The organism is Embleya sp. NPDC005971, assembly GCF_040629175.1.
GTDB lineage: Bacteria > Actinomycetota > Actinomycetes > Streptomycetales > Streptomycetaceae > Embleya.
Map to the genome: position 1 here is coordinate 129,778 of NZ_JBEXUX010000003.1, position 25,247 is coordinate 155,024.

The 25,247-nt window shown below is 70.9% G+C and carries 22 protein-coding genes and 1 riboswitch; of the genes, 6 read left to right on the forward strand and 16 right to left on the reverse strand.

The window, feature by feature from the left end; genetic code table 11:
- Positions 1–22 precede the first annotated feature (22 nt).
- Complete coding sequence (locus ABZ374_RS04835; RefSeq protein WP_360306169.1) at positions 23–1,501, reverse strand: glutamate--cysteine ligase; 1,479 nt, start codon at positions 1,499–1,501, stop codon at positions 23–25.
- Positions 1,502–1,799: 298 nt separating this feature from the next.
- Here ABZ374_RS04835 and ABZ374_RS04840 point away from each other — a divergent pair, with 298 nt between their 5' ends.
- From ABZ374_RS04840 to ABZ374_RS04865, 6 genes are all read left to right on the forward strand, one after another.
- Entirely contained in the window at positions 1,800–2,639 is an 840-nt protein-coding gene (locus ABZ374_RS04840) for a polysaccharide deacetylase family protein (RefSeq protein WP_360306171.1), read from the forward strand.
- Positions 2,640–2,979: 340 nt separating this feature from the next.
- A complete protein-coding gene (locus ABZ374_RS04845; protein WP_360306455.1) occupies positions 2,980–4,212 on the forward strand; it encodes a hemolysin family protein in 1,233 nt (410 codons plus the stop codon).
- Positions 4,209–5,198, forward strand: coding sequence for a hemolysin family protein (locus ABZ374_RS04850; protein ID WP_360306173.1), 990 nt, complete (start codon positions 4,209–4,211; stop codon positions 5,196–5,198). The genes ABZ374_RS04845 and ABZ374_RS04850 overlap by 4 nt, the downstream gene beginning before the upstream one ends.
- Before the next feature lie 222 nt (positions 5,199–5,420).
- Positions 5,421–5,990, forward strand: coding sequence for a hypothetical protein (locus ABZ374_RS04855; protein WP_360306175.1), 570 nt, complete (start codon positions 5,421–5,423; stop codon positions 5,988–5,990).
- 154 nt (positions 5,991–6,144) lie between these two features.
- On the forward strand, positions 6,145–6,345 hold the full coding sequence (locus tag ABZ374_RS04860) for a DUF5999 family protein (protein WP_078978673.1): 201 nt from the start codon (positions 6,145–6,147) through the stop codon (positions 6,343–6,345).
- A 164-nt stretch (positions 6,346–6,509) separates the two neighbouring features.
- Entirely contained in the window at positions 6,510–7,100 is a 591-nt protein-coding gene (locus tag ABZ374_RS04865; RefSeq protein WP_360306177.1) for a TetR/AcrR family transcriptional regulator, read from the forward strand.
- Positions 7,101–7,127: 27 nt separating this feature from the next.
- On the opposite strand, the gene gcvP is transcribed toward ABZ374_RS04865, so the two are convergent.
- The 15 genes from gcvP to ABZ374_RS04940 form a co-directional block, all read right to left on the reverse strand.
- Positions 7,128–10,049: an aminomethyl-transferring glycine dehydrogenase gene (gcvP, locus tag ABZ374_RS04870; RefSeq protein WP_360306179.1), complete on the reverse strand. Its 2,922-nt coding sequence runs from the start codon at positions 10,047–10,049 to the stop codon at positions 7,128–7,130.
- Between the two features lie 200 nt (positions 10,050–10,249).
- A riboswitch (glycine riboswitch) is annotated at positions 10,250–10,346 on the reverse strand.
- Positions 10,347–10,394: 48 nt separating this feature from the next.
- Positions 10,395–11,087 carry a DUF4230 domain-containing protein gene (locus tag ABZ374_RS04875; protein ID WP_360306181.1) on the reverse strand — a complete coding sequence of 231 codons (693 nt, stop codon included), beginning with the start codon at positions 11,085–11,087 and terminating at the stop codon, positions 10,395–10,397.
- 55 nt (positions 11,088–11,142) lie between these two features.
- Positions 11,143–12,492: a DNA polymerase IV gene (locus tag ABZ374_RS04880; RefSeq protein ID WP_360306183.1), complete on the reverse strand. Its 1,350-nt coding sequence runs from the start codon at positions 12,490–12,492 to the stop codon at positions 11,143–11,145.
- A gap of 62 nt (positions 12,493–12,554) precedes the next feature.
- Positions 12,555–13,241 carry an ElyC/SanA/YdcF family protein gene (locus ABZ374_RS04885; RefSeq protein ID WP_360306185.1) on the reverse strand — a complete coding sequence of 229 codons (687 nt, stop codon included), beginning with the start codon at positions 13,239–13,241 and terminating at the stop codon, positions 12,555–12,557.
- A gap of 57 nt (positions 13,242–13,298) precedes the next feature.
- Positions 13,299–13,913, reverse strand: a complete 615-nt coding sequence (locus ABZ374_RS04890) for a MerR family transcriptional regulator (protein ID WP_360306187.1) — start codon at positions 13,911–13,913, stop codon at positions 13,299–13,301.
- A 424-nt stretch (positions 13,914–14,337) separates the two neighbouring features.
- Positions 14,338–14,811 (reverse strand): bifunctional nuclease family protein, encoded by a 474-nt coding sequence (locus tag ABZ374_RS04895; protein WP_020548711.1) that lies wholly within the window; start codon positions 14,809–14,811, stop codon positions 14,338–14,340.
- Between the two features lie 147 nt (positions 14,812–14,958).
- Positions 14,959–15,681 carry a MerR family transcriptional regulator gene (locus tag ABZ374_RS04900; protein WP_360306189.1) on the reverse strand — a complete coding sequence of 241 codons (723 nt, stop codon included), beginning with the start codon at positions 15,679–15,681 and terminating at the stop codon, positions 14,959–14,961.
- 26 nt (positions 15,682–15,707) lie between these two features.
- A complete protein-coding gene (locus ABZ374_RS04905) occupies positions 15,708–16,226 on the reverse strand; it encodes an FHA domain-containing protein (RefSeq protein ID WP_360306191.1) in 519 nt (172 codons plus the stop codon).
- Between the two features lie 373 nt (positions 16,227–16,599).
- Complete coding sequence (gcvH, locus tag ABZ374_RS04910; RefSeq protein WP_360306193.1) at positions 16,600–16,986, reverse strand: glycine cleavage system protein GcvH; 387 nt, start codon at positions 16,984–16,986, stop codon at positions 16,600–16,602.
- A gap of 74 nt (positions 16,987–17,060) precedes the next feature.
- Positions 17,061–18,056: a DUF881 domain-containing protein gene (locus ABZ374_RS04915; protein WP_360306458.1), complete on the reverse strand. Its 996-nt coding sequence runs from the start codon at positions 18,054–18,056 to the stop codon at positions 17,061–17,063.
- 337 nt (positions 18,057–18,393) lie between these two features.
- Positions 18,394–18,726: a small basic family protein gene (locus tag ABZ374_RS04920; protein ID WP_020548716.1), complete on the reverse strand. Its 333-nt coding sequence runs from the start codon at positions 18,724–18,726 to the stop codon at positions 18,394–18,396.
- On the reverse strand, positions 18,723–19,700 hold the full coding sequence (locus tag ABZ374_RS04925) for a DUF881 domain-containing protein (protein WP_360306195.1): 978 nt from the start codon (positions 19,698–19,700) through the stop codon (positions 18,723–18,725). Before ABZ374_RS04925 ends, ABZ374_RS04920 begins: the two co-directional genes overlap by 4 nt.
- 204 nt (positions 19,701–19,904) lie before the next feature.
- Positions 19,905–22,400 carry a mannose-1-phosphate guanyltransferase gene (locus ABZ374_RS04930; RefSeq protein WP_360306197.1) on the reverse strand — a complete coding sequence of 832 codons (2,496 nt, stop codon included), beginning with the start codon at positions 22,398–22,400 and terminating at the stop codon, positions 19,905–19,907.
- Between the two features lie 113 nt (positions 22,401–22,513).
- Entirely contained in the window at positions 22,514–23,122 is a 609-nt protein-coding gene (locus ABZ374_RS04935; protein ID WP_360306199.1) for a CDP-alcohol phosphatidyltransferase family protein, read from the reverse strand.
- 133 nt (positions 23,123–23,255) lie between these two features.
- Positions 23,256–24,692: a glycosyltransferase 87 family protein gene (locus tag ABZ374_RS04940; protein ID WP_360306201.1), complete on the reverse strand. Its 1,437-nt coding sequence runs from the start codon at positions 24,690–24,692 to the stop codon at positions 23,256–23,258.
- Positions 24,693–25,247: the final 555 nt, after the last annotated feature.

Here is a 25,247-nt window from a genome sequence, read left to right on the forward strand (position 1 = left end):
CCGAGCGCGGATAAGCCCGCCGTCAGCCCACGGGCCACGTGTGCACGGCGTCCCCGCCGCGCATGTGTTCGGCGTAGCGCAGGGTCATCGCGCGCAGCGCCTCCAACCGGTCCATGCCCTTGGTGTCGCGATAGTGGTGGTACTGCGCGCTCTGCCAGGTCGCCCCGTTGGTGCGCAGTCGGCAGCGCTGTTCGATGATGCCCAGGTACTCGTCCCGCTCACGCGGATCGATCCCCCACCGGTCCAGGCCCTCGTAGGCACGCGGCAAAAGGTCCTCCAGCACCAGTTCGGTGACCGGGACGGTGCCGTGGCCCGGCCAGTTCAGCCGCGCGTCGATTCCGTACCGGGCACCGGCGTGGAAGTTCTCGGTGGCGACCTCGAACGGCATGCGTTCCCAGACCGGATGCTCGTCGTCCACCAGCGAACGCACCACGCCGTAGTAGAACGCCGCGTTGGCCATGATGTCGACCACGGTCGGCCCGGCCGGCAACACCCGGTTCTCCACCCGCAGATGCGGTTTGCCGCGGGCCACGTCGTAGACCGGGCGATTCCAGCGATAGATCGTGCCGTTGTGCAACTTGAGTTCGCGCAGGTGCGGGACGTCGCCGCGGTCCAGCGCCTCGATCGGGTCCTCGTCGTCGCAGATCGGCAACAACGACGGGAAGTATTTGAGGTTTTCCTCGAACAGGTCCACCACCGAATCGATCCAGCGTTCGCCGAACCAGGTCAGCGGTCGCACACCCTGCGCGATCAGTTCCTCGGGGCGGGTGTCGCACGCCTGCTCGAACAGGATCGGACGGGTCTCGCGCCACAACTCGCGGCCGAACAGGAACGGTGAATTCGCCCCGATTCCGCACTGCACCCCGGTGATGGATTGCGCCGCGTTCCACAGCGCACCGAAATTTTTCGGGGTGACCTGGAGGTGGAACTGCACGGACGTACAGGCGGCCTCGGACACAATCGTGGAGGACGTCGTGTCGAGCCGCTCGACACCTCCGATATGCAGCCGTATGTCCTCCCCGCGGGCATTGAGGATCTGATCGTTGAGCAGGGTATAGCGGGCGTTGTCGGATATCGTCTCGAACGCCATGTGGGCATCGGTCAGGGTCGGCAGAATACCGATCATCACGATTCGCGCATCGAGTTCCGCGGCCTTGCGGTCGGCGTAGTCCAGACTCGTCCGCAGTTCCTCCACCAATTCGGAGAACACCGGTCCGGTAAGCCGGTGCGGCGGAATGTTGACCTCGATGTTGAACAGACCCAGCTCGGTCTGGAAATCCGGGCTGGCGATCCGGCGCAACACCTCGGCATTGCTCATCCGGGGCCGGCCGGCGGCGTCGGCCAGGTTGAGTTCGATCTCGACGCCCATGAGTTTGCGAGCGCTCTCGAACCGGTCCTCGTCCAGCATGCGCTGCAGTGTTTCCAGACAGCGGCGCAACTTGTGCCGGTATCGCTGCCGATCGGATCGGCTGAACTCGGTGACCTCGACCTTTTCGCCCATGAATGCCCCTCCCCCGTGTACCCGACTCCCGCGGAGCCGGTCGAGTGATCGCAATCCGGTACCTGCCGGATCGGGACGACCTGATCGTTCCCGCCGACGTTCTCCCAAACCGATGCATCGGGCCGACATTGGGAACATTACCGATCGACCGTGACGAATCACAGGGGAACCGCAGGGCCGGCAATCACGTCACTGATCACATCGAGGAAGCACCCACCGGTCGATCTTCACCGCTTGCCGGTGATCACCTAGGGTGTCCTCTTGCCGTGGCGGGCGTAGCGAGATCTTGGGGGTTGCCGTGCGGGAGTCGGTTCGGGCACTGCCGATACAGGGACTGCGTTTCCAGGTCGTGATCACGATGATCTCGATACTCGTCTGCGGTGCCCTCATCTGGAATGTCGGCAATGCCGGCCGGTGGTCGGAGGCCGCCGCCTCACCTCGGGCCGCGAATGCGCCCAAGGAGATACAGGCCCCGCCGCTGCCGCCGGGCAACCCGAACGCCCTGGAGCCGGCCACCCCGCCCGCCGCTCCGCCGCCCCCGGTGGATTCCACCCTGGTCTCCAAGGTCAAGGGCGAGGGCAAGCTGGTCGCGCTGACCCTGGACGACGGGCCGTGGCCGGAGTGGACCGACCGGGCCCTCTCGCTGCTGGCCCAGTACGACATCAAGGCCACCTTCTGCATGGTGGGCCAGCAGGCCAAGGACCACCCCGACCTGGTCCGCAAGGTGGTCGCCGCCGGCCACGGGCTGTGCAACCACAGCATGACGCACGACATCAACCTGAAGAAGCGCACGCCGGACGAGATTCGCGGCCAGATGCAACAGACCCTGGACTGGATCCACAAGGCGTCCCCGGGCACCCCTGTGCGCTGGTTCCGCGCGCCGGGCGGCAACTGGTCCGACGAGGTGCGCCAGACCGCCGCGTCGCTGGGCATGGGCTCGTTGCACTGGACGGTGGACACCAACGACTGGCAGAAGGCCGGCGTGGACAAGATGCTGCAGAACGTCCACAGCCAACTGGGCCCGCGCGGCATAATCCTGTGCCACGACGGCGGCGGCGAACGCAGCCAGACGATGGCCATGCTGGAACGCCTCCTCCCCGAACTCAAGTCCGCCGGTTACACCTTCGTCATCCCGTAGCCCCCCAACGCCGGCCCGGCCGGCGTGCGGCCACCACCCGACGACAAGCCCGGACCCACCGACCCGCTCCGGCGTTTGCGGACACCGCCCGACGGCAACCCTCACGCTCCCCGACCCGCTCCGGCCCGTCCGGCGTGCGAAGACACCACCCGAGGGCAACCGCACGCCCCCAACCGCCCCGGCCCGTAAGGCGTTCGAGGAAACCCGCACCCGCGCCGACCCCCGTCCGGCCCAACCGCGCCCATCGGGCACGTGTGTCCGGGCGCCCACCGGGCATGTGTGCCAGGCCCGCACACCCCGCACCCCGGGAGGCCGCCCGATCGACGCCGCCTTGGCCCTCGTGCTGCTCGTGCTGCTGATCGCCGGCAACGGCATGTTCGTCGCCGCCGAGTTCTCCCTGGTCACCGTCGAGCGCGGCGACGTGGCGGCCCGGGCCGAGGCCGGCGATCGAGGTGCGGGCCGGGTGCTGGGCGCACTGCGCACCCTGTCCTTCCAACTGTCCGGCGCCCAGTTGGGCATCACGCTCACCTCGCTGATCGCCGGCTACCTCGCCGAGGCGGCCTTTCGACTGCCCAGGTTCACCGCCCTGGTCCTGGCCTCCGGGTTGCAGATGCTGCTCGGCGAACTCGTGCCCAAGAACGCCGCGATCGCCCGCCCGCTCGGCGTCGCCCGGGTCGCGGGCCCGTTCCAGGTCGGCTTCTCCCGGCTGTGCCGCCCGCTGATCGTGTTCCTCAACGGCTCGGCCAACTTCTTCGTGCGCCGGCTCGGCATCGAGCCGCAGGAGGAGCTGGGCTCGGCCCGCTCGCCCGACGAACTGGGCCAACTGGTCCGGCACTCGGCCCGCGCCGGGGTGTTGCCCGTGAATACCGCCCGGGTGCTGCACCGGACGCTGCGCTTCGCCGACAAGCAGGCCGCCGAGGCGATGACCCCGCGCACCGAGCTGGTCACCCTGCCGGCCGACGCGTCGGTGGGCGAACTGCTGGACACCGCCCGCGCGTGCGGCCACAGCCGGATCCCGGTCCGCGGTCAGGACCTGGACGAGATCGTCGGCGTGGCGGTGCTGCGCGACGCGTTGCGGGTCCCGGCCGCCGATCGGGCGGACACCCCGCTCGCCCGGATCGCCCGCGCCCCGGTCCTGGTGCCGACCTCGCTCGACCTCAAGCGGGCGGTCGAACGGCTGCGCGAGGGTCGGACCCAGTTGGCGATCGTGGTGGACGAGTACGGCGGCACGGCCGGCGTGCTCACCGCCGAGGACCTCGCCGAGGAGCTGGTGGGCGACCTCGCCGACGAGCACGACCCGGCGGACGAGCCGGACGCGCCGCCGCAACGGGTGCCCAGCTCGCGCGTGTTGCGGTTGTCCGGCCTGCTGCGCACGGACGAGGTCGAGGAGGCCAGCGGCTGGCGGTTGCCGGAGGGCGACTACAGCACCCTGGCCGGGTTGATCCTGGCCCGGCTGGGTCGACTGCCCGAGGTCGGCGACCACGTGGACGTGGACGGCCGACGGCTGACTGTGGTGGCGATGGACCGGCACCGGATCGACGAGGTCGAGCTGCGCACGGAGGTCGACTCGTGATCGGCGACCTGCTGCTCTCCCTGGTCCTGCTCGCGGCCAACGCCTTCTTCGTCGGCGCCGAGTTCTCGGTGATCTCGGCCCGCCGCACCCGGATCGCACCCCAGGCCGAGGCGGGCTCGCGCCGGGCCGCGATGGTACTCACCGCGATGGGCCGGTTGTCCACCATGCTCGCCGCCGCCCAGCTCGGCATCACCGTGGCCTCGCTGGGCCTGGGCGCGGTCGCCGAACCCGCGCTGGCGCACGCCCTGGCCGGCCCGATCCGGGCGAGCGGACTGCCCGGCAAAGCGGTACACGCGATCGCGTTCGTGCTCGCCCTGGCGGTGGTGGTGTTCTGCCACATGGTGCTCGGCGAGATGGTGCCCAAGAACATCGCCCTGGCCGGGCCGGAGGAATGCGCGTTGTGGCTGACCCCGCCGCTGCTGCTGATCGCCCGGCTGACCGCGCCGATCCTGTGGCTGCTCAACCACGCGGCCAACCTGTTCCTGCGCGCCTTTCGGGTGCGGCCGGTGGACGAGGTGCGCAGCGTGTACACGGCCGAGGAACTCCCCGCGCTGCTGGCCGAGTCGCGCGAGCACGACCTGCTCGACGTGCGCGAGCACGACCGGCTCGCCGGCGCCCTGGCGCTGCACTCCAGCCCCGCCGCCTCGGTGATGCGGCCGTGGACCGACGTGGTGGCACTGCCCCGGCCGGTCTCGGCGACGGCCCTGGAGGAGGTCGCGGTGCGCACCGGCCTGTCCCGCTTCCCGGTCCTGGACCCGGCCGCCCGGCCGGTGGGCTACGTGCACGTGCTCGACGTGCTGGCCCCCGAGGCGGACGGTTCGGTGCCGATCTATCCCCTCGTCACGGTCGGCCCGGACGCCATGCTGACCAGCCTGTTGGCCCGCATGCGCGGTTCCCGTACCCACCTGGCCCTGGTCGGCGAGCCGGGCGCGGTGCCGCTGGGCCTGGTCACGCTCGACGACGTGATGTCCTCGTTGCTCCCCTGATCGAGATCGTTCCAAAAGGTCTTCAAACGGGTGTCAGTTCGCAATACACCGTTACTTTTCGAAGCCGTTTCGGTACAATGCGCTGACCGGCCCTGCCGGGTCCCTCTGTACGCCGCCGGGTCGTCCCCCGGCCGGATACCCGGTTCCCCACTGCACAGCGCCGCTTTCCCCTCCCCGGATTCTCCGGGTTTTTGGACTCCTGCATCGAAATGAGGCGGTCTCATGGTCCTGCGTGTGCCCGAGGCTCCCGAGTCGGCCCGTCGAGCGGCCCGAGCCGTGCTCGAATCCCGCACCCTGCTCCCGGCCGACTGCCGCGCCGATCAAGCCGCGCTCACGGCCGGATTCCCGCACCGCGTCTTCGAGATCGACCTGCACGACCTGGTCGCCGATCAGGGCGTACGCAGCGCCCGCCCGGTGGGTTGGCGCTGGCTCATGTGGTCCGACGACACGGTCGTCGGCGGCATCGAGGTCCGCCCCGACCCGACCGGTCACGGCGTCGGCCGATTCGTCGAGGGACCGTTCACCGTCGCCACCGCGCCGGCCGCCGCGGCGGCTCGGGCGCTCCCGCAGACGGTGCTCCGCCGCGACGAGGCGCGCCTGCTGAACGTGCCCGGGATGTACATGGTCGCGCTGTGGTTGGCCGACGAGGCGGGCGGTGTGGACCTGCTGATCCCGCTCGCGCCGGCGCCGTGCGGAGTGCAGGCGCTGCGCTGCTACACCGCGGCCGAACTGGCCGGCGTACTGGCCGTGCGCACCCGCCGGCCGGCCGCCGTGGGGGCTCCGGAAAGCTGATCACACCCCGCCGTTCACACGTGTGGTCACATCTTGGGCGCAGTCGGGTGAGAACTGCGAGAAGTCCTGCGCGCGGGCCTTTCGAGGCGGACACTGTGAGCTGCCGGGCAAGGCTGCCCGACGCGCTCCGCGCAGACACCGAGAAGGTACGAGGATGTGCCAGCACCGACCGCATTGCCCACCGGCGGACAGTCCCGATCGTGAGGCCGCCGCCGTTGTGGCCGCCCATTTCGAACAGGGATGGAGCCTGCTCTGCAACGGCGTCGTCCTGTTCGAGGACACGGGCGAACTGCTGCCGGACGGACGCACCATCGCCCCGCACCGCCCCCGTGTGGGGTTGGTTTCGGCGGCCTGATCCGTTCGCACGGCCCCATCGAGCCGGAGGTCTCCTCGGAAGGGCCTCCGGCTCTCGCCTGCCCCGAGCCGGGCGCGCCGCCTTCCCGGTACAGTCCGAGCGGCGACAAGCCGTACCGCGACGACACGAGGTCGAGCGCGACGACGACTGGGAGTTCCATCCCCATGGGCACTGGCGGCACCCCTCGGCCCGGCCGCCCGCGTGATCCACGCACCGACGAACTGATCCTGGCCGCGGCCCGCGAACTGGTCGCCGCGCAGGGCTACAACCGGGTCAGCATCGACGCCGTCGCCCGTCGGGCGGGCGTGACCAGGCCGACCGTGTACCGCCGCTGGCCCTCGAAGGCGCACCTGGTGCACGAGGCGGTCTACCCGGCTCGCGAGATGAGCTTTCGGCCGCTGCCGCACGAGGACTTCGCGACCGGCGTGCTGCGCTTCGCCGAGGCCGCGCTCGAATCGTTCCGTCGCCCGGAGACCGCGGCCGCGGTGCCCGGGCTGCTCGCCGAGTACCGCGACCAGCCCGAGCTCAAGGAACTGCTGGTGGCCCGGATGGATCCGGTCCGGGCGATCTTCCGGGCCTTCGTGGCGGACGCGGTGGCCCGCGGCCAGGCCCGCCCGGACGTGGACGCCGATCTGCTCTTCGAATCGCTCAGCGGCGCGTTGATGTTCGGTGTCCTGGGCAGCGATCTGGCCGCCAAGCCGGGGTTCGCCGCCTCGGTGGCGCACCTGCTGACCCACGGCGCGGCCCGCCCCTGATCGGGAGCGGACCGCACGCCGCTCGGATCAGTTGTTGCCGTACGCCTCGATCGGCGGGCACGAGCAGACCAGGTTGCGGTCGCCCTGGGCGCCGTCGATCCGGCGCACCGGCGGCCAGTACTTCTCGGCCGGCACCACACCGGCCGGGAAGACCGCCTCCTCGCGGGTGTAGGCGTGCGCCCACTCGCCGGCGAGCAGCGCGGCGGTGTGCGGCGCGTTGGCGAGCGGGTTGTCGTCGGCGGGCAGCTCACCCGACGCGACCCGGTCGATCTCGCCCTTGATCGCGATCATCGCGTCGCAGAACCGGTCGATCTCGTGCAGGTTCTCGCTTTCCGTCGGCTCGATCATCAGCGTGCCGGGCACCGGGAACGACATGGTCGGCGCGTGGAAGCCGTAGTCGATCAGCCGCTTGGCGACGTCGTCGACGCTGACCCCGGTGGTCTTGGTGATCCCGCGCACGTCGATGATGCACTCGTGCGCCACCAGGCCGTTCGGGCCGGTGTAGAGCACCGGGAAGTGCGGTGCGAGCCGCTTGGCGATGTAGTTGGCGCCCAGCACCGCGACCTGGGTGGCCTCCTTGAGCCCGTCCGGGCCCATCAGCCGCAGGTACGTCCACGGAATCGGCAGGATCGCCGCCGAGCCCCACGGAGCCGCCGAGATCGGCCCCACGCCGGTCTCCGGGCCGGCGGTGGGCTGGAGCGGGTGATTGGGCAGGTACGGCGCCAGATGCGCGCGCACCGCGACCGGGCCGACCCCCGGACCGCCGCCGCCGTGCGGGATGCAGAACGTCTTGTGCAGGTTCAGGTGCGACACGTCGGCGCCGATCGCACCGCCCGGCTGGGCCAGCCCGACCAGCGCGTTGAGGTTCGCGCCGTCCACGTAGACCTGGCCGCCGGCCTCGTGCACGGCCGCACAGACCTCCTCGATGCCCTCCTCGAACACGCCGTGCGTGGACGGGTAGGTCACCATCAGCACCGCGAGCGTGTCCCGGTGCAGGTCGATTTTCGCGTGCAGGTCGGCCAGGTCCACGTCGCCGTTCTCGCCGGTCTTGACCACCACGACGCGCATGCCCGCCATCACCGCGCTGGCCGCGTTGGTGCCGTGCGCGGAGGAGGGGATCAGGCACACGTCGCGGGCGGTGTCACCGTTGGCGTGGTGGTAGGCGCGCACCGCGAGCAGGCCCGCCAACTCGCCCTGCGAACCGGCGTTGGGCTGGAGCGAGACCTTGGCGTAGCCGGTGATCCGGGCCAGCGATTCGGCCAGACCGTCGATCAGCTCCAGGTATCCGGCGGCCTGATCCACCGGTGCGAAGGGGTGCAGGTCGGCGAACTCGGGCCAGGTGATCGGTTCCATCTCGACCGTGGCGTTGAGCTTCATCGTGCACGAGCCGAGCGGGATCATGCCCCGGTCGAGCGCGTAGTCCTTGTCCGCGAGCCGCTTGAGGTAACGCAGCATGTCGGTCTCGGAACGGTGCGTGTGGAAGACCGGGTGGGTCAGGAAGCCGGTGTCGCGCAGCAGCGCGGTGGGCAGCGCGTCGACGGTGTCCGCGTCCAGCGCGGCCACGTCGCCGGTGACCCCGAACGCGCCCCAGACGGCCTCGACATGCGCCCGCAGGGTGGTCTCGTCGCAGGTGATCCCCACGTGGTCGGCATCCACCGGGCGCAGGTTGATCCCGGCCGCACGGGCCGCCGCGAGCACCTCCTCGGCCCGACCCGGCACCCGCGCCGTGACGGTGTCGAAGAAGTCGCCGTGCACGACCTCGACGCCGCCCGCCCGCAGCCCGGCCGCGAGTACGGCCGCGTACCGGTGGGTGCGCCGCGCGATCGAGGTGAGCCCGTCCGGCCCGTGGTAGACCGCGTACATGCCGGCCATCACGGCCAGCAGGACCTGCGCCGTGCAGATGTTGCTGGTCGCCTTCTCCCGGCGGATGTGCTGTTCGCGGGTCTGCAGCGCGAGCCGGTAGGCGGGCGCGCCGTCGGCGTCCACGGACACCCCGACCAGCCGGCCCGGCATGCTGCGGGTGAGCTTCTCGCGGACCGCCAGGTAGCCCGCGTGCGGACCGCCGAAGGCCATCGGCACGCCGAATCGCTGCGTGGTGCCGACCGCGATGTCGGCGCCCAGCACGCCCGGCGCGCGCAGCACGGTGAGCGCGAGCAGGTCGGCGGCGACCGCCACCAGCGCGCCCTGGGCGTGTGCCGCCTCGATCACCGGGGTCAGGTCGCGGACCCGACCGTCGGCGCCGGGGTACTGCAGCAACACGCCGAAGCAGCCGCCCTCGGGCAGCCCGTCGGTGGTGTCGGCGACCACGACCTCGATACCCAGCGCCCGGGCCCGGGTGCGCACCACCGCGATGGTCTGCGGCAGCGTGGCCGCGTCCACGACGAACACGTCGCTCTTGGCCCGGCCGGCCCGCCGGGCCAGGGTCATCGCCTCGGCGGCGGCGGTGGCCTCGTCGAGCAGCGAGGCACCGGCCACGTCCAGCCCGGTCAGGTCGGTGACCACGGTCTGGAAGTTGAGCAGCGCCTCCAACCGGCCCTGCGAGATCTCCGGCTGGTAGGGCGTGTAGGCGGTGTACCAGGCGGGGTTCTCCAGCACGTTGCGGGTGATCACCGGCGGAGTGAAGGTGCCGTGGTAGCCGAGCCCGATCATCGAGGTCAGCACGCTGTTGCGGGAGGCCAGCTCGCGCAGTTCGGCGAGCACCTCGGCCTCGGAACGCGCGGCGGGCAGTTCGAAGCCCTCCAGCGCGCGGATCGCGGCGGGCACCGCCGCGTCGGTCAGCTCGTCCAGGGATCCGTAGCCGATCGCGGCGAGCATCTTCGCCTGCTCGTCGGTGTCCGGACCGATGTGCCGGCCGGTGAACGGCGACGCGGCCTCCAGGCCGGTCAACGAGCCGGGACCGGAGGGGAGTACGGCGTGAGCACGCGTCGGGGCAGGGGTGCGCGGGGTCATCGCGAAAGGCCTCCTGGATCGCTCCTGGACGGACACGCGGGTCGCGCGTCCACCGGCCTCCCCCTCTGTCATCGGTACCTGAGAGCTTCACCGCGCCCGGAGCACCGGTCGAACCGGTTCCCGCGGGCGCGATTTGCACCGTCGGCGAGGACCCGACCCGACTCGGCGAGCCACGTACGGATCCTGCTTTCCAGAGTGCCCACGACCACGCGGTACGGGTGCCTGAGAGATTCCGGGGAGGAGTTGCTCCTTCGGCGCCTCGTGTGCACGACACGAGGACTCTCCCGCGCGAACGTAATGGGCGACCTCAACGGTATCAGCGTGACACCGGCCGCGGCCTGCGCACTAGGCGTAGGTCACAGTGGTGGTCGGGTAGCCCAGGGAGCGCATCATGCCCTGGAGCATGCCGGTGGTGTTCCGCTCCGCGCGCTCCACCAGTCCGGCGGTTTTCGCCGCGTCGTCGATCTTCTTGGTCGCGAGCACGTACAACTGTTGCTGATCGCCGGGATTGCCGGAGAAGAAGTCGCCCATGCGGTCGAACAGGCCCCGATCCTGGGCGATCACGTGGCTGTTCTTCTGGTCCAGCGCGGCGGGCGCGAGCCGCGCGTGCGGGAGCCTGATGGTCACGCTCTTGTCCTGCGGCGAGGTCCGGATCGCGTCCTGGCCGATCCCGCCGAATTCGACGAAACCGCCGACCTGGCCGACGCCGACGAACAGCGTGCGCTGGCCGCGCACGGCGTCCGGCAGGAACTTGGCGTCCTTTTCCAGGTCCACCACGACCTGGAAGGTGCCGCTGACCGCCTCGTAGCGGCTGAGGTCCTGCACCGCCTTGAGCATCACCGGCCCGCTGTGGTCCTTGGTGGTCTCGCCGAACGGATTGAATTTGCCGGGTAACAGGTTGACCAGGCCGACCAGCACCAGCGCCAGCACGATGAAGCCGACCAGCAGCGTGACCAGGAAGGCCGGCAGTCCGAGCCTGCGGCGAGCCGATCGAAAGGCACCCTGCCCTCGTATCGGCCGCTCTTTGACATCAGTCATGGTGGGGACACCCCCGAGGAGTCGTCTGCCCGGCGCCTGCCCCGGATCGACGCGGCTATCCCCGGTCGAGCGCGGGCAGCGGAATCGGTTCCCCCGGTCGCAGCGCCGGATCGGTGATCGCGAACGTGCGCACCCGACCCGGCCGCCCGCCCGGCACCTCGAAACGCACGGTGACCCGGCCGACGCCGCTGCCCTGGACCCAGCCGGGCCCGAACTCCTCGTGCAGCACGTCCTGGCCCGGCGACCAGGAGACCCGCTCCGGCTCGGCCGCCGCGGGCACTTCCGGGTCGCTCACCGGGTCCTCCTCGACCACTTCCCCGGGCCCGGGCCCGGCCGCGCCGAACAGGTCCTGCTGGGCGAAGTCGGCCAGGCCGCTCACCCCCACCCCGAGCAGCCGCACCCCGCCGGTGACGTCCACCTGGGCGGCCAGTCGGCGGATCGTCTCGCGCACCACGCCCGGATCGTCGGTGGGCCCGCGCAGCGTCTCCGAGCGGGTCAGCGTGCCGAAGTCGTAGCGGCGCAGCTTGAGCACGATCGTGCGCCCGGAGCGCCCGGCGGCGCGCAACCGCTCCACGCACCGGATCGAGAGCCGGTCCAACTCGCGGGTGATGCGCTCGCGGTCCACCAGGTCGGTGGCGAAGGTGTCCTCCACCGACACCGATTTGGCGTCCCGGTCGGCGACCACGGGGCGGGCGTCCAGTCCGGCGGCCAGCACGTGCAGGCCGTGTCCGTGCGCCTGGCCGAGCAGTCGTACCAGTTCGCTCTCGTCGACGGCGGCCAGGTCGGCCACGGTGTCCAGGCCGGCCCGACGCAGCACGTCGCCGGTGGCCGGCCCGACCCCGGGCAGCGCGCGCACCGGCAGCGGGTCCAGCATCGCCCGCTCGGTGCCGGGAGCCACCACGCACAGCCCGTCCGGCTTGTCCGCCTCGGACGCGATCTTGGCCAGCAGCTTGGAGGTGGCCGCGCCGACCGAGCAGGTCAGCCCGGTGGCCGCGTGGATGTCGGCGCGCAGGCGCACGGCGATCGCGGTGACCCGCTCGGTGTCCAGCGTGCCGCCGTGCGGGCCCGCCTCCAGGTCGACGAACGCCTCGTCCAGGCTGAGTGGCTCCACCAGCGGCGACAGCCGGTGCAGCAGCTCCATCACGGTGTCGCTGACCTGCCGGTAGAGCGCGAAGCGCGGGCTGAGGAAGGCGGCGTTGGGGCAGCGTCGGCGGGCCTCGCCGATCGACATCGCCGAGTGCACGCCGAACACCCGGGCCTGATAGGAGGCGGTGGCCACCACACCGCGTGCGCCGATGCCGCCGACGATCACCGCCTTGCCGGCCAGGCTGGGCTTGGCGACCTGCTCGACCGACGCGTAGAACGCGTCCATGTCGAGATGGAGGATGCCCGGCGCGTGTCTCACACCGGGCAATGATGACGCACGGGACCGACATCGGCCCGCGTCGGCTCGCTCGGGGCGCTCGCTCAGTCGCTCAAGGCGCGGCGGATCTCGTCGTTCCTCGGATCGTGTGCCCGCGGATCCGGTCGGAACACGATCTGCCCGGTCGCCTTGATCGCGGCGAGCACCTCGCGTCCGGTGCCGTACACGGTGGGCCCGACGTGGCCCCACGTGAAGGACTCGTCCGGAACGCCGTACGCGGATATTCCGGCGGCCTTGCACAGCCCGAGCGCACGCCGCAGATGGAAGCTCTGCGTGACCACGATGACCCGGTCGATCCCGTAGACGCGCTTCGCGCGAATGCAGGATTCCCAGGTGGAGAATCCCGATTCGTCGGTCACGATCCGGTGTTGCGGTATTCCACGCTCCGCGAGGTAGCGCCGCATCACCCCGGTCTCGTCGTAGCGGTTGCCGCCGCCGTCGCCACTGACCAGGATCACCCGGGTCCGGCCGGTCCGGTACAACCCGAGTGCCACGTCCAGCCGGCGGGCCAGCAGATCGGACGGCCGGTCCCCGTGCACACCCGCACCGAGCACCATCGTGACGTCCTGATACGGCACGTTCGCCGGCGTGCGCACCCGTCCCCCGGCGTACAGGTGCAGCCCCGTGATCGGGGCCAGGCCGGCCACGGTGAGCAGGACGGCGGCCTGGTAACCGCGTCGTTGGGCGCGCCGCGAACGCGGCAGGGTCGGCCGGCGAATGATCACGTCCATGGGGACGTCCTGCCCGGCGGACCGGTTCCCATCCGCCTCGGGCGCCTCGGACCCGCCTCAGACCGCCTTGTCGCGCCGCCTGCGCGCCAATTCGTCACCCGGATGGACCTGCGCGATCGACTCCCCGGAGCCGGTGTGCTCGCCCTGGAGCTGCGCGAGCGAGCCCTCGACCTCGCGCCACACCGCCCCCACGGCGATCCCGAAGACCCCCTGCCCGCCCTGCACCAGGTCGATCACCTCGTCGTACGACGTGCACTCGTACACGCTGGCGCCGTCGCTCATCAGCGTCATCCCGGCCAGGTCGCCGATGCCGCGACCGCGCAGGTGGGCCACCGCGATCCGGATGTTCTGCAGCGAGACGCCGGTGTCCAGGAGCCGCTTGACGATCTTGAGCACCAGGATGTCGCGGAAGCCGTACAGGCGTTGGGTGCCCGAGCCGTGAGCCGGGCGGACGGTGGGCTCGACCAGACCGGTGCGCGCCCAGTAGTCGAGTTGGCGGTAGGTGATGCCGGCCGCCGCGCAGGCCGTCGGGCCTCGATAGCCGACATCCTCCGACGGGGTGCCGGCGGGCGGGACATCCTGCCGCCGGGGGCCCGCACCGGGGTCGGTCGCCGGCAGAGGACGTGCCGTGCGGGCGCGTTCCGCCGCCGTGATGTCGCCGGTGCTGCTCACGCCGACCTCCCTTTCGTCTCCCCGCGCCCGGGTACGGCGCGGAGAGTCTCTTCAGTCCCGGGCCGCAGGCGGCGAGGTGCAACGCGCAGGGGTCATCCCGGAACTGTCGTTTTCGACGGTAGGCAGTCACCAACAGCGCGTCAACGACCGCGCCGTTCGGCACGCCGAGTGACGCTCCTCGCACGAGTGGTTTGAAGCCGCGTTCCAGGGGTAGATCTGGCCACTTTGCGGCCGATCGAAACGGATCACTAACCGAACGGGTCGGATCGACCTCGTCCGTCGGCGCGTCGTGGTCCCCGGCGCGGCGGCCGGCGGGCGACCCGCGGCGCCTCCGAACGCAAAGAACCGCCGACCATGCCCCTCGCCGGGACGGCGGGCGAGACGGTCGGCGGCTTCGGACGCGCACCGGGCCCGGGCGGGCCGGCTATTGGCTCGTGGTGCCGAAGTCCTCGGGCGAGATGTCGTTCAGGAATTCCCTGAACTTCTCGATCTCGTCCTCCTGCTCGTTGGGGATCACGATGCCCGCCTCGTCCAGGACCGCGTCGCTGCCGACGATCGACGTCCCGGTCCGCAGCGCGAGCGCGATCGCGTCCGACGGGCGCGCGCTGACCTCCACGCCGCCGGAGAAGACCAGCTCGGCGTAGAACACGCCCTCGCGCAGGTCGGTGATCCGGATCTGGGTCAATTCCTGTCCCAACGCCTCCAGCACGTCCCGGAAGAGATCGTGCGTCAGAGGACGCGCGGGTACCACGCCCTGTTGGGCGAACGCGATGGCTGTCGCCTCTACCGGGCCGATCCAGATGGGGAGATAACGATCGCCCCCCGTCTCCCGTAGGAGCACGATCGGCTGGTTAGAGGGCATCTCCACCCGGACGCCCACAACCTCTAGCTCGTTCACATCGCCACACTAGCGCGCCCGACTGTCGGTCACCGATCCCCGGGGGCCGAATAGGTCGGGGATTCGTCGTTTTTTCTTCGTGACGCGGCGTGCCCGCCCCCGGTGCGCCGGGCGGGCGAAATCACTCTCGGCCGCGCGCCGGGTCGTTCAGCGGCCCAGCCGGGGCGCGAGCGCGGTGGTGACCAGGACGGTGTGCAGCCGCGAGGTGAGCGCGAGCAGGTCGCGCACGGTCTCCTCGGCGCCCGCCTTGGCCCGCGCGCCCCGGCGGTGCAGCAGCGGCGCGACGATCTGTTCGACCAGCGCGGCCTCGCGGTCCGCGGCGGCCTTGGTCTGGCGCAGGTGTCGCGGTTCGACGCCGTAGCGGCCCAGCGCGGCCACCAACCGGGCCACCACCAGCGCGTCGCCGTCGTAGACCACCGCGTGCTCGCCGTCGGTGTCGCCGGGGCGCGGACGGTGCGACTGGATCAGGCCGAACTCCTCCAGCCGCGCCAGGTCCACGTCCTGGATGCCGGCTGCGGCGATCAGGCCCGGCCGGTCGAGCAGCACCATGGTGGCGTCCCGGCCGGCCGAACCCGGATCGCCGTCGGCGTCCTCGGATCGCTCGGATTCGGCCGGGGTCGGGCCGGCCGGTTCGAGACCGCGATCCATCGCGTCGAGCTGATCCTTGATCACCCGAAGCGGCAGATAGCGGTCGCGCTGCACGCGCAGCACATAACGCAGTCGTTCGATGTCGGCGGCGCCGAACTTGCGATAGCCCGAAGGGCTCCGCTGCGGCTCGATGAGCCCTTCCGCCTCGAGGAACCGGATCTTGGAGATGCTGATGTCCGGAAACTCGGGACGCAGCAGGGTCAACACCCCGCCGATGCTCAAGGAGACCGATCCGGCCGCCGCCGGACTCACCCGATCTGCCCTTGCCGACTGGGGAAGAAGACCAGTCGGTACTTACCGATCTGTACCTCGTCGCCCGGCGTCAGCGGGACCTCGTCGATCCGCTCGCGCCCCACGTAGGTGCCGTTCAGGCTGCCCACGTCGGCGACCGCGAAGCCGCCGGCCGTGCGGCGGAACTCGGCGTGCTTGCGCGAGACCGTCACGTCGTCGAGGAAGATGTCGCTCTGCGGATGCCGGCCGGCCGTGGTGCGGTCCGAGTCGAGCAGGAAGCGACTGCCCGAGTTGGGCCCGCGGCGGACCACGAGCAGCGCGGTGCCCGGCGGCAGCGCGTCCACCGCGGCCTGCGCCTCGGGAGTGAGGATCTCGCGGGGCGCGGGTTCCGCGTCCAGCGCCTCGATACCGCTGATCGAGATGGTCGAGGTCTGCTCGGACGCGCGCTCGGCACCCGCACCCAGGCGCGAGCCGCAGTTGGAGCAGAACCGGCCACCGGGCGGGTTGTGATGCCCGCACGTGCTGCACACCACCACGTCGGCCTCCTGACCCGTTCCGGTCGAACCTCGACCTTCGGTCGAGAGTTGCCCGAAACTTATGCGCGCCGTGTGTTCGTGGTCAACAGCGACATGCCCGGCGGTCGCGTCGGACTCGCCGAGCTGCGGAGCGGGTGCGGGAGGGGAGCCGGCGGACGCCCCGTACGGGGTGCCCGGCGGCATGGTCGGCGGGGCGGCCGGCGGGTTGCCGGACCTCCCCGCATCGGCAGCCGGCGCGTCGCCGGAGCGACGGGAACGACCGAACAATTTCGCGAACAACTTCACGGGCGAACCTCCCCGAGAGAACCTGGCCCGCCCGTGGGGCAGGAGGAGTGGGTCGTGGTGATGGACTGCCTACCGCTTCGCCGGGCCGTCAGGAGCCCAGGCTGTTCTGATAGGCGGCCGCGTCCAAGAGCGCGGCCGGTGCGGCGGGATCGTCGAGGCGTACCTCGAACAGCCAACCGTCGCCGTAGGGATCGGAGTTGACCAGCTCCGGTGCACCGTCGAGCGCGTCGTTGACGGTGGTCACGACGCCGTCGAGCGGTGCGAAGAGGTCGCTGACACTCTTGGTCGATTCCAATTCGCCACAGGGCTCTTCGGCCACGACGCGGGTGCCGACCGGCGGCAGCGTGACGTGGGCGATGTCGCCGAGCGCGTCCTGCGCGAATTCGGTGATACCGATCCGCACCGTCCCGGAGATCTCTTCCATGACGCGCACCCATTCGTGCTCCGTCGTGTACGCGAGATCTGCGGGGTACATGCGGACAGCCTGCCCTTCTTGCCTGACGAGTGGTGCACCGACGGCGACCGGCGGACTGATTCTGTCAGGTGTACTCACCCGTTACCGGCGCCCGGTGCCGAGCGAGCGTAACCAGGCTTGTTCGCGGGCCGCAAGGCGTCGATCAGCACCTCCTGCGACGGTGTGACAATGGCGCCGGCCTGCTTCTTCTCCAGGGTCTTCACGACGCCCCCGGGGATGTTCAGCGCGGGCTGGAGATCCTGCGGATTGCCGATCACCTTGAACACGTACGGCGGCAGTACCTTGGTGCCGTCGATCTCGATGTCGCCGGGCGGGGTGCCGTTGAACCAGGTGCCCGCCACCACGCGCACGTCGTTGATCTGGATCACCTCGGCGCCCGCCGCGCGCAGCTCCTGGAGCGTGTCCAGCAGCACGTCGCCGCTGACCGTGCGCTGCGGGTCGGTGATGGTCAGCGTGATACCGGGCCCGGTGGCCTTGACGGTGCCCGCCAGCACGCCCAGGGCGTCCGCCTTGGCCGCGTTCTGCTCGCGCGCCTCCTGGACCCGGTCGTTGCTGTTCTGGAGTTGGGTGCGGCTGTTCTCCAGACGGTGCTTCTCGTCCTCCAACCGCCGGGTGCGCTCGCCGAGTTCGTCCAGCACCCGGACCAGGTCCTCCTGCCGCGCGCCGCGCAGCGGGTCCGACTCGGTGTTGGAACGCACCTGGATGGCCAGCCCCGCGCCGAGCGCGAACAGCAGCACCGCGCCCACGAGTTGCGCCCGGCTCACCCGCGGCGGCCAGAACGCGTCGAGCAGCCTGCGCCGACCCGGTTGATCGTCCACCGGGTCGTGCGCGTGCGGCTCGGAAACCGCGTTCGAATCCGTTTCCGGCTCGGGCGTGTCGCGCGCCGCCGCATGCGCTCCCGTGTGCGAGGGCGCATGCGGGTCGCGCGGATCATGCGGACCGGGCGCCGCGTGCGGCCGGTTCACTCCGGCGGACGACGCGGGCACCAGCGGCGGTATCGGCACGCGCGGCGCCCGCGGGTCCGGCTGCGGCCGGACCGGCCGCGGTGTAGGCGGTGGAGTCTGTCGCAGCTCGTGCGCCGACTCGCGCACCGGCGCGGTGATCGGCGGGATCTCCGAGGTCACCTCGGCAGCCTGCTCGCGGATGCGTTCCCGGATGTGCCGGCCCTCGTGGTAGAGGTCGACCGGGCGCCGGGTCTCGACCGTGGGCTTGCGCGTGGACGGCGCCTCGGGCTCCGCCGCGGGCCCGGGTCCGGGTTCGGGTTCCGGCACCGGCTCGGGTTCCGGCTCGGGCTCGCGTTCGGGCTCCTCGGCGGTGCGCGGAATCCCCAGCTCGCGGGGGTCCTCGTCGTGGCGGGCGTGCCGCCCGCGCGTCTCGTCCGTTTCGTCGGCCATGTGTGACTCCCCGTCAGGCCCGGAAGACGTGTCGGCGGATGGCCGCCGCGTTGGAGAAGATCCGGATGCCGAGCACGACCACCACGCCGGTGGACAACTGCGCGCCGACGCCCAGTTTGTCGCCGAGGAAGACGATCAGCGCGGCGACGACCACGTTCGACAGGAACGAGACCACGAAGACCTTGTCGTCGAAGATGCCGTCGAGCAGGGCGCGCAGGCCGCCGAAGACCGCGTCCAGCGCGGCCACCACCGCGATCGGCAGGTACGGCTCCAGCTCGTGCGGGATCACGGGTCGGGCGAGATACCCGACCACGACCCCGAGGACCAGGCCGAGGACGGCGATCACGGTTTACCCTTTCGTTCGGTCGGCTTGTGCGACGCTGTCGATGAGGCGGCCGGCGGGGCCGAGGCGCTCGGCGACCCGCCGCGACCCGTGGGTGTGGCGGGCGGGGTGCCGGGGGTCGGCTGCGCCGGCGTGCTCGGCGGCGGACTCCCGGGCGCGGCGCCCGGCACCCCCGCGTAGCGCAGCGAAGTGCCCAGCGCGGCGGGCAGCTTCATCTTCTTCTGCGCGCTGATGTTGATCCGGATCCCGTAGTCGTCTTCGAGCCGACGCAGCGCGCGCCCGTCCGCACCGACCATGAACTCGACCTGCATCGGCTTGGCGTTGCCGATCGCCAGGATCGTATAGGGCGGCGCCAGCGGCCGGTTGTCGACCAGGATCGAAGCGCCCGCGGCGCGGATCGCGGACAGCGCGGTCAGCCGCTGGTTGTTGATCGAGATGGCCTCGGCGCCGGCCTTCCACAGGCCGTTGACCAGTCGCTGGAGGTCGCGGTCCAGGATCCGGCCGTTCGCGGCCGCCTCGGCCTGGCGCGGATCGCTCGAGCCGTCCGAATTGTCCGACCCCTTGGCGTCGTCCGCGATCACCTTCAGGCCCGGTCCCTCGACCGGGTCGGATCCGGTGAGCAGCGCGAGCAGTTGTACCCGGTCCTTGGCGGCCTTGGGCAGCGAGACCTCCTGGATCGCGTCGACCTCGTCGCGCAACCGCTCGACGGTGGCCGTGAGCGTATCCACCTCGGTCTCGTCGGTGTGGATCCGGTCCACCAGTTGATGGCGCTCGCGCTCGGCCTGCGGAGCGGCCGCGTGCACCTTCATCGCGGCCACCATCAGGATCATCGCGATCAGCGCGACGCCGACCACGGCCAGCACGCGGGCCAGCGGGCCCTTGTTCATCCCCGTGTCGCCGCGCACCGCACGGCGCGCGGTGGCCTCCGCGTAGCCCGCGTCGAGGCTGTTCGTCATCATGTCCACGAGCAGGGACATCGAGGCGTCCGGTCGCCTGTACCGGCTCGTGCCTGGTGTCTCCCGCGATGACATGCGCCCCATCGTTCCATGCCCGACGGAGTGCTCGATGCAGGGTCCGACACCGGTTCCGGCCGCGGATCACGGCAGGCGATCCACGGCCGGAGAAGACCCTACAAGACCGTTACCGGGCCCGCTCGGGCCCGGCTGCCCGAAGGCCCGCGGTCAGTCGCCCGCGTGCTCCACGACCCGGCTCCACTCGTCCAGGAGTTCGTCCGCGGCGTCGTCGTCCGGGCCCTCGGCCCACACGTGGGTGACCGCCTCGGCCGGGTCCGGCAACACCAGCGCCCACCGGCCGTCGGCCTCCACGACCCGGACGCCGTCGGTGGTGTCGATCTCCCGTTCGCCCGCCGCCTCGACGACCCGGCGCATGACCATGCCCTTGGCCGCCCACGGGGTCGGCACGTCCCGCCGGCGCACGTGCGCACGTGGGATCCGCGCGTCGATCTGGCTCAGCGTGAGTTGGGTTCGGGCGACCAGGCCGATCAGCCGGACGAACGCGGCCGTGCCGTCGAAGACGGTGCTGAACTCGGGGATCACGAAGCCGCCGCGGCCGTCGCCGCCGAAGATGGTGTCGTCGGCCATGGCCACCCGCGCGAGGTCGTCCGGCGACGTGGTGGTCCACTGCACCTGGACCCCGTGATAGGCGGCGACCTGCTCGGCGATCCGGGTCGTGGTCACCGGCAGCGCGATCTTCCCGCCGCCGCGCTCGGCCGCGACGCAGTCCAGCAGTACCAGCAGCGCGCGGTGGTCGTCGATGATCCGGCCCCGCTCGTCCACCAGCGACATGCGCTCGCCGACCGGGTCGAAGCGCACGCCGAAACCGGACTTGGAGGAGGCCACGATCTCGCCCAGCCGGGTGAGCCCGTCCTGCCGTTCGTCCGCGGTCTCGGTGGGCCGGGCGTCGTCCAGGCCGGAGTTGACGGTGAGCGCGTCGATGCCCAGCCGGCCCAGGATGCTGGGCAGCAGCAGGGCGGCGTTGCCGTGCGCGGCGTCCACCACCACCTTGAGCCCGGACTCGGGCACGCCGGTGATGTCCAGCGCCTTCAGCAGCGACCCCGAATAACTGTCGAACGGTCGTGCGGGGAAGGTCAGTTCGCCGATCTCGCCGGGGAACGCGCGGCGATACTCCTGGCGCGAGAAGACCCGGTCGAGCTTGCGCTGCGCGGCCTGGGACAGGTCCGCTCCGCGCTCGTCGAAGAACATGATGTCCACCGAGTCCGGCACCCCGGGCGTGGTGCGGATCATGATCCCGCCGGCCGAGCCGCGGGCGGTTTCCTGACGCGCCACCGGCATCGGCACGTTCTCCAGGTCTCGCACGTTGATCGCGGACGTCTGGAGCGCGGAGATGACCGCCCGCTTGAGCGCCCGGGCGCCGCGCGAGTGGTCGCGCGCGGTGGTGACGGTGGCGCCCTTCTTGAGCGTGGTGGCGTACGCGCCGGCCAGGCGCACGGCCAGTTCCGGGGTGATCTCGACGTTGAGGATGCCGGAGACCCCGCGCGGGCCGAACAGGTACTTCTGCCCGCGCGACTCCCAGATCACCGACGTGTTGACGACCGCGCCGGCCTCGATCGTCTTGAACGGGTAGATCCGCACGTCCCCGGCGACCAGGGACTCCTCCTCGATCAGGCACTCGTCGCCGACCACCGCGCCCTCTTCGATCCGGGCGGCGCGCATGACGTCGGTGTTCTTGCCGATCACGCAGCCGCGCAGATTGGTCTGCGGGCCGACGTAGACGTTGTCGTGCACGACCGCCTTGTGCAGGAAGGCGCCGCGCTTGACCACCACGTTGGAGCCGAGCACGGTGTGCTCGCGGATCTCCACGCCGCCCTCGACCTTGGCGTAGTCGCCGATGTACAGCGGGCCCTTGAGGACCGCGTCCCGGTCCACCTCGGCGCCCTCGGCCACCCATACGCCCGGGGAGAGCTCGAAGCCGTCGATGTCCACGTCGACCTTGCCGGTGAGCACGTCGGCCTGGGCCTTGAGGTAGCTCTCGTGCGTGCCCACGTCCTCCCAATAGCCCTCGGCGACATAGCCGTAGATCGGCTTGCCCTCCTTGAGCAGCTTGGGGAACACGTCGCCCGACCAGTCCACCGACACGCCCGCGGCGACGTAGTCGAAGACCTCGGGTTCCATCACGTAGATGCCGGTGTTGACGGTGTCCGAGAAGACCTGGCCCCAGGTCGGCTTCTCCAGGAACCGATCCACCCGGCCCTCGTCGTCGATGATCGTGATGCCGAATTCGAGTGGGTCGGGCACCCGGGTCAGGCATACGGTGACCATCGCGCCCTTGGCCCGGTGGTACTCCACGAGGGCGGTGAGGTCGAAGTCGGTGAGCGCGTCGCCGGAGATGACCAGGAACGTGTCGTCCTTGAGCGCCTCCTCGGCGTTCTTGACGCTGCCCGCGGTGCCGAGCGGGGTTTCCTCGTTCGCGTACGTCAGGGTCATGCCGAGTTCTTCGCCGTCGCCGAAGTAGTTGCGAACCAGCGACGCGAGGAACTGGACGGTGACCACGGTCTCGGAAAGCCCGTGCCGCTTCAGGAGCCGTAGCACGTGCTCCATGATCGGCCGGTTCACCACCGGCAGAAGCGGCTTGGGCATGCTGGAGGTCATCGGGCGCAGGCGGGTGCCCTCGCCTCCGGCCATGACGACGGCCTTCATCGGTCTCGTCCTCCTATCGCGTCACACCACCCGCACCCACGGCTGAACTGCCGGGGCCGGGTGGCGTGCCTTCTGTACGTGGTGATCGCCCGGGTCTCCGGCGATCCCTGCGCTTACCCGGCGGTCGCCCTGCGACTCGCCTTGTCCGCGGCCACGAGGCGCTTGGCCTGGGCTGCGTAGAGGACTCCTGCCCACCAGTACAGAGCGGTACCCCACCAGGCGAACGCCCATCCGAAGATGGCGGCGAGAGTTGCGACACGTCCGGTGCCGTCACTGAGCAGCAGTAGCGGAAACGCGTACATCAGATTGAAGGTGGCGGCCTTGCCGACGAAGCTGACCGAGAGCGCGCCGTAGCGGTGTCGGCGCAGGATCAACAACACCACGCCCATGAACAGCTCGCGGCCCAGGATGATCGCGGTCAGCCAGATCGGCAGGATCTCGCGCCAGGTCAGGCCGACCAGGGTGGCCAGGATGTAGAGCCGGTCGGCGGCCGGGTCCAGGATCGCGCCGACCTTGCTGACCTGGTTCCACCGGCGGGCCAGTTTGCCGTCGAGGTAGTCGCTGATCCCGCTGAGCATGAGCAGCGCGAGCGCCCACAGGTCGTGCTTGGGGCCGCCGAACTCGGGCGCCAGGATGAGCCACAGGAAGACCGGGACGCCCAGTAGGCGGGCGAAGCTCAGTGCGTTGGGGATGGTCAGGACCCGGTCGCTGGGAGCGTCCACGCCGCCCTCCCGGGGGTGCGGCGGTGCCGCGTCCACGTGGGCCTCCACGGGACCTCTGCTTTCTGCCGGTGGGCCTGCTCGTTCTGGGTCCAGCTCGTTCTGGGTCCAGCTCGTTCGGTATGCGGTATCCAGCCTAGTGACGCGCGGATCCGCTGCTCACCGGGTCCGGATCCGCGGCGACGGGCGGGGGGATCGGCTCGGCGAGGGTGGGCAGCGGGGTGCGGTCGCGCAGGATGCGCCAGGTCAGGATCAGGGTGAGGGCGATGCCCGCGAAGAGGTAGCCGTTGCCGAGCAGGAACTCGATCGGTGTCCAGGTGCGTTCCCGGTCGTCGTCCCGGGGGGCGAGCCAGATCAGGCCCCAGGGTTGCAGGGTCCGCGATCCGTCCCAGTTCCCGAACAGATCCAGCCGCATCGGCCAGGCGGCGAAGAACACGAAGAAGGTACCGGTCAGCCACCACCACAGCGGCCGGGCGCGGGTCCGCGCGGTGTGCGCGAGCAGGACGAACGCGGGCACCACCCAGACCCAGTGGTGCGACCACGAGATGGGCGACACGAACAGCGACAGCCCGCCGGTGATCACCACGCCGACCAGTTCGTCCCCGCGCAACGAGGCACGTGCCGCGGCCACCAGGCCGAGTGCGCAGAGCAGGACGCAGAGCAGGAACCACAGCGCCGAGGCCGCCCCGCCGTCGCCGAGCATTCGGGTGAACATGCCTTGTACGGACTGGTTGTTGAGGGTGCCCACGCTGAGTTTGCTGTTGACCTTGCCGCTGATCGACACGAGGTGTGCCCAGTAGTAGACGGACGCGGACGGTGCGGCGACCAGGCCCACCACGATGGTGGCCAGGAACGCGCCGCCGGCCACCGCGGCGGCGCGGAACCTGCGGGTGATCAGCAGGTAGACGATGAAGATCGCGGGCGTGAGCTTGAGTCCGGCCGCGATGCCGACCCCGATGCCCTTGTATCGGCGGCTGTCCGGGAGCCCGAGGTCGAGCACGATCAACGCCAGGAGCAGCAGGTTGACCTGCCCCCAGACGAGCGTCCACTCGACCGGCTCCAGCCACAACACCACGGCGAAGGTGGCGGCGCTGACCCCGAACCGACCCGCTCCGCGGCGGTAGCCGAGCATCCCCCACGCGGACCAGACCACCGCGAACAGGGACAACAGGTTCACGATCGCCATGAACCACTTGAGTCCGGCGAAGCCCAGCGGCAGCAGGACGTAGAAGAGCAGTCCGGAGATCGGCGGATAGATGAACGGCAGCTTGTTGGTCCAAGAGCCGTAGTTCTCGGTGTAGATGTCGTCGCCGTGGCGGAACTCGTGTGCGGCGTCGTGGTAGACGCTCAGGTCGAGCATGTGCCACATGTCGCGGCGGCCGAGGTAGGTCCACAACACCCACAGGCCGAGCGACAGCACCATCAGCAGGCCGCCGATCAGGGCGACGCGACCGGGCCGACGGGCTTCCCGGCTGCGCTCTTGCCCGAACGGGACGCGGGGCGCGAGCGTCAGGAGCTCGCGGCAGGAGGTCACGAGCACGTGGGGGAAGGACATGTCGGTCGGGGACTCCACAACTGCACGGTTCAATGGGCGCCTGGCCGGGGTGGCGCCGGGTCAGGATATCCACACGGTGGATCGGCCCCGCCCGGTGCCTGGTTGCGGGAACCGGCGAATGCTCCCGGACGCGGCCCGGACCCCGGCCGGAGCCGGGGTGGTGCGGCCCGGGGCCGTTCGGCCCTGCGGTTCCGGCGGATCGAGCGTAACGGCTTCGGTGGTGCGACTCGCCCATTTTCGTCGGCTCGCCGGCGCTCCCACCACGATCGTGATCGGCGCGAGGAGCCCGGCGAGAGTGTACGCGTCGGCGAGCACCCGATGGCGAGGGCCGGCCACACCGGGCCGGGCGGGGCAACCGGTGGGTGAAGCGGATCGCACGTCCACGATCGTGCGCCCGCCGGCCCGGCGGACCCGTGGGTCGCCGAGCCGGCACAGGTCGCCGGTCGGGTCGGCGCGAGCGCGAGGCGAGCGGCGACCGATGTCGCGATCAGGTCCGCGGCCGGTGCCGGGAGACGTCCGGGCGAACGCCGGGTGCGCCGTGACGTCTTGGGCATGGACCTGATCGCGCCATCG

Bases quoted from the DNA above. Each gene is read 5' to 3' on its own strand.
- ABZ374_RS04835 (WP_360306169.1), bottom strand. From the start codon at position 1,501: ATGGGCGAAAAGGTCGAGGTCACCGAGTTCAGCCGATCCGATCGGCAG.
- ABZ374_RS04855 (WP_360306175.1), top strand. From the start codon at position 5,421: ATGGTCCTGCGTGTGCCCGAGGCTCCCGAGTCGGCCCGTCGAGCGGCC.
- ABZ374_RS04860 (WP_078978673.1), top strand. From the start codon at position 6,145: ATGTGCCAGCACCGACCGCATTGCCCACCGGCGGACAGTCCCGATCGT.
- ABZ374_RS04865 (WP_360306177.1), top strand. From the start codon at position 6,510: ATGGGCACTGGCGGCACCCCTCGGCCCGGCCGCCCGCGTGATCCACGC.
- gcvP (WP_360306179.1), bottom strand. From the start codon at position 10,049: ATGACCCCGCGCACCCCTGCCCCGACGCGTGCTCACGCCGTACTCCCC.
- ABZ374_RS04875 (WP_360306181.1), bottom strand. From the start codon at position 11,087: ATGACTGATGTCAAAGAGCGGCCGATACGAGGGCAGGGTGCCTTTCGA.
- ABZ374_RS04885 (WP_360306185.1), bottom strand. From the start codon at position 13,241: ATGGACGTGATCATTCGCCGGCCGACCCTGCCGCGTTCGCGGCGCGCC.
- gcvH (WP_360306193.1), bottom strand. From the start codon at position 16,986: ATGTACCCCGCAGATCTCGCGTACACGACGGAGCACGAATGGGTGCGC.
- ABZ374_RS04925 (WP_360306195.1), bottom strand. From the start codon at position 19,700: ATGTCCCTGCTCGTGGACATGATGACGAACAGCCTCGACGCGGGCTAC.
- ABZ374_RS04930 (WP_360306197.1), bottom strand. From the start codon at position 22,400: ATGAAGGCCGTCGTCATGGCCGGAGGCGAGGGCACCCGCCTGCGCCCG.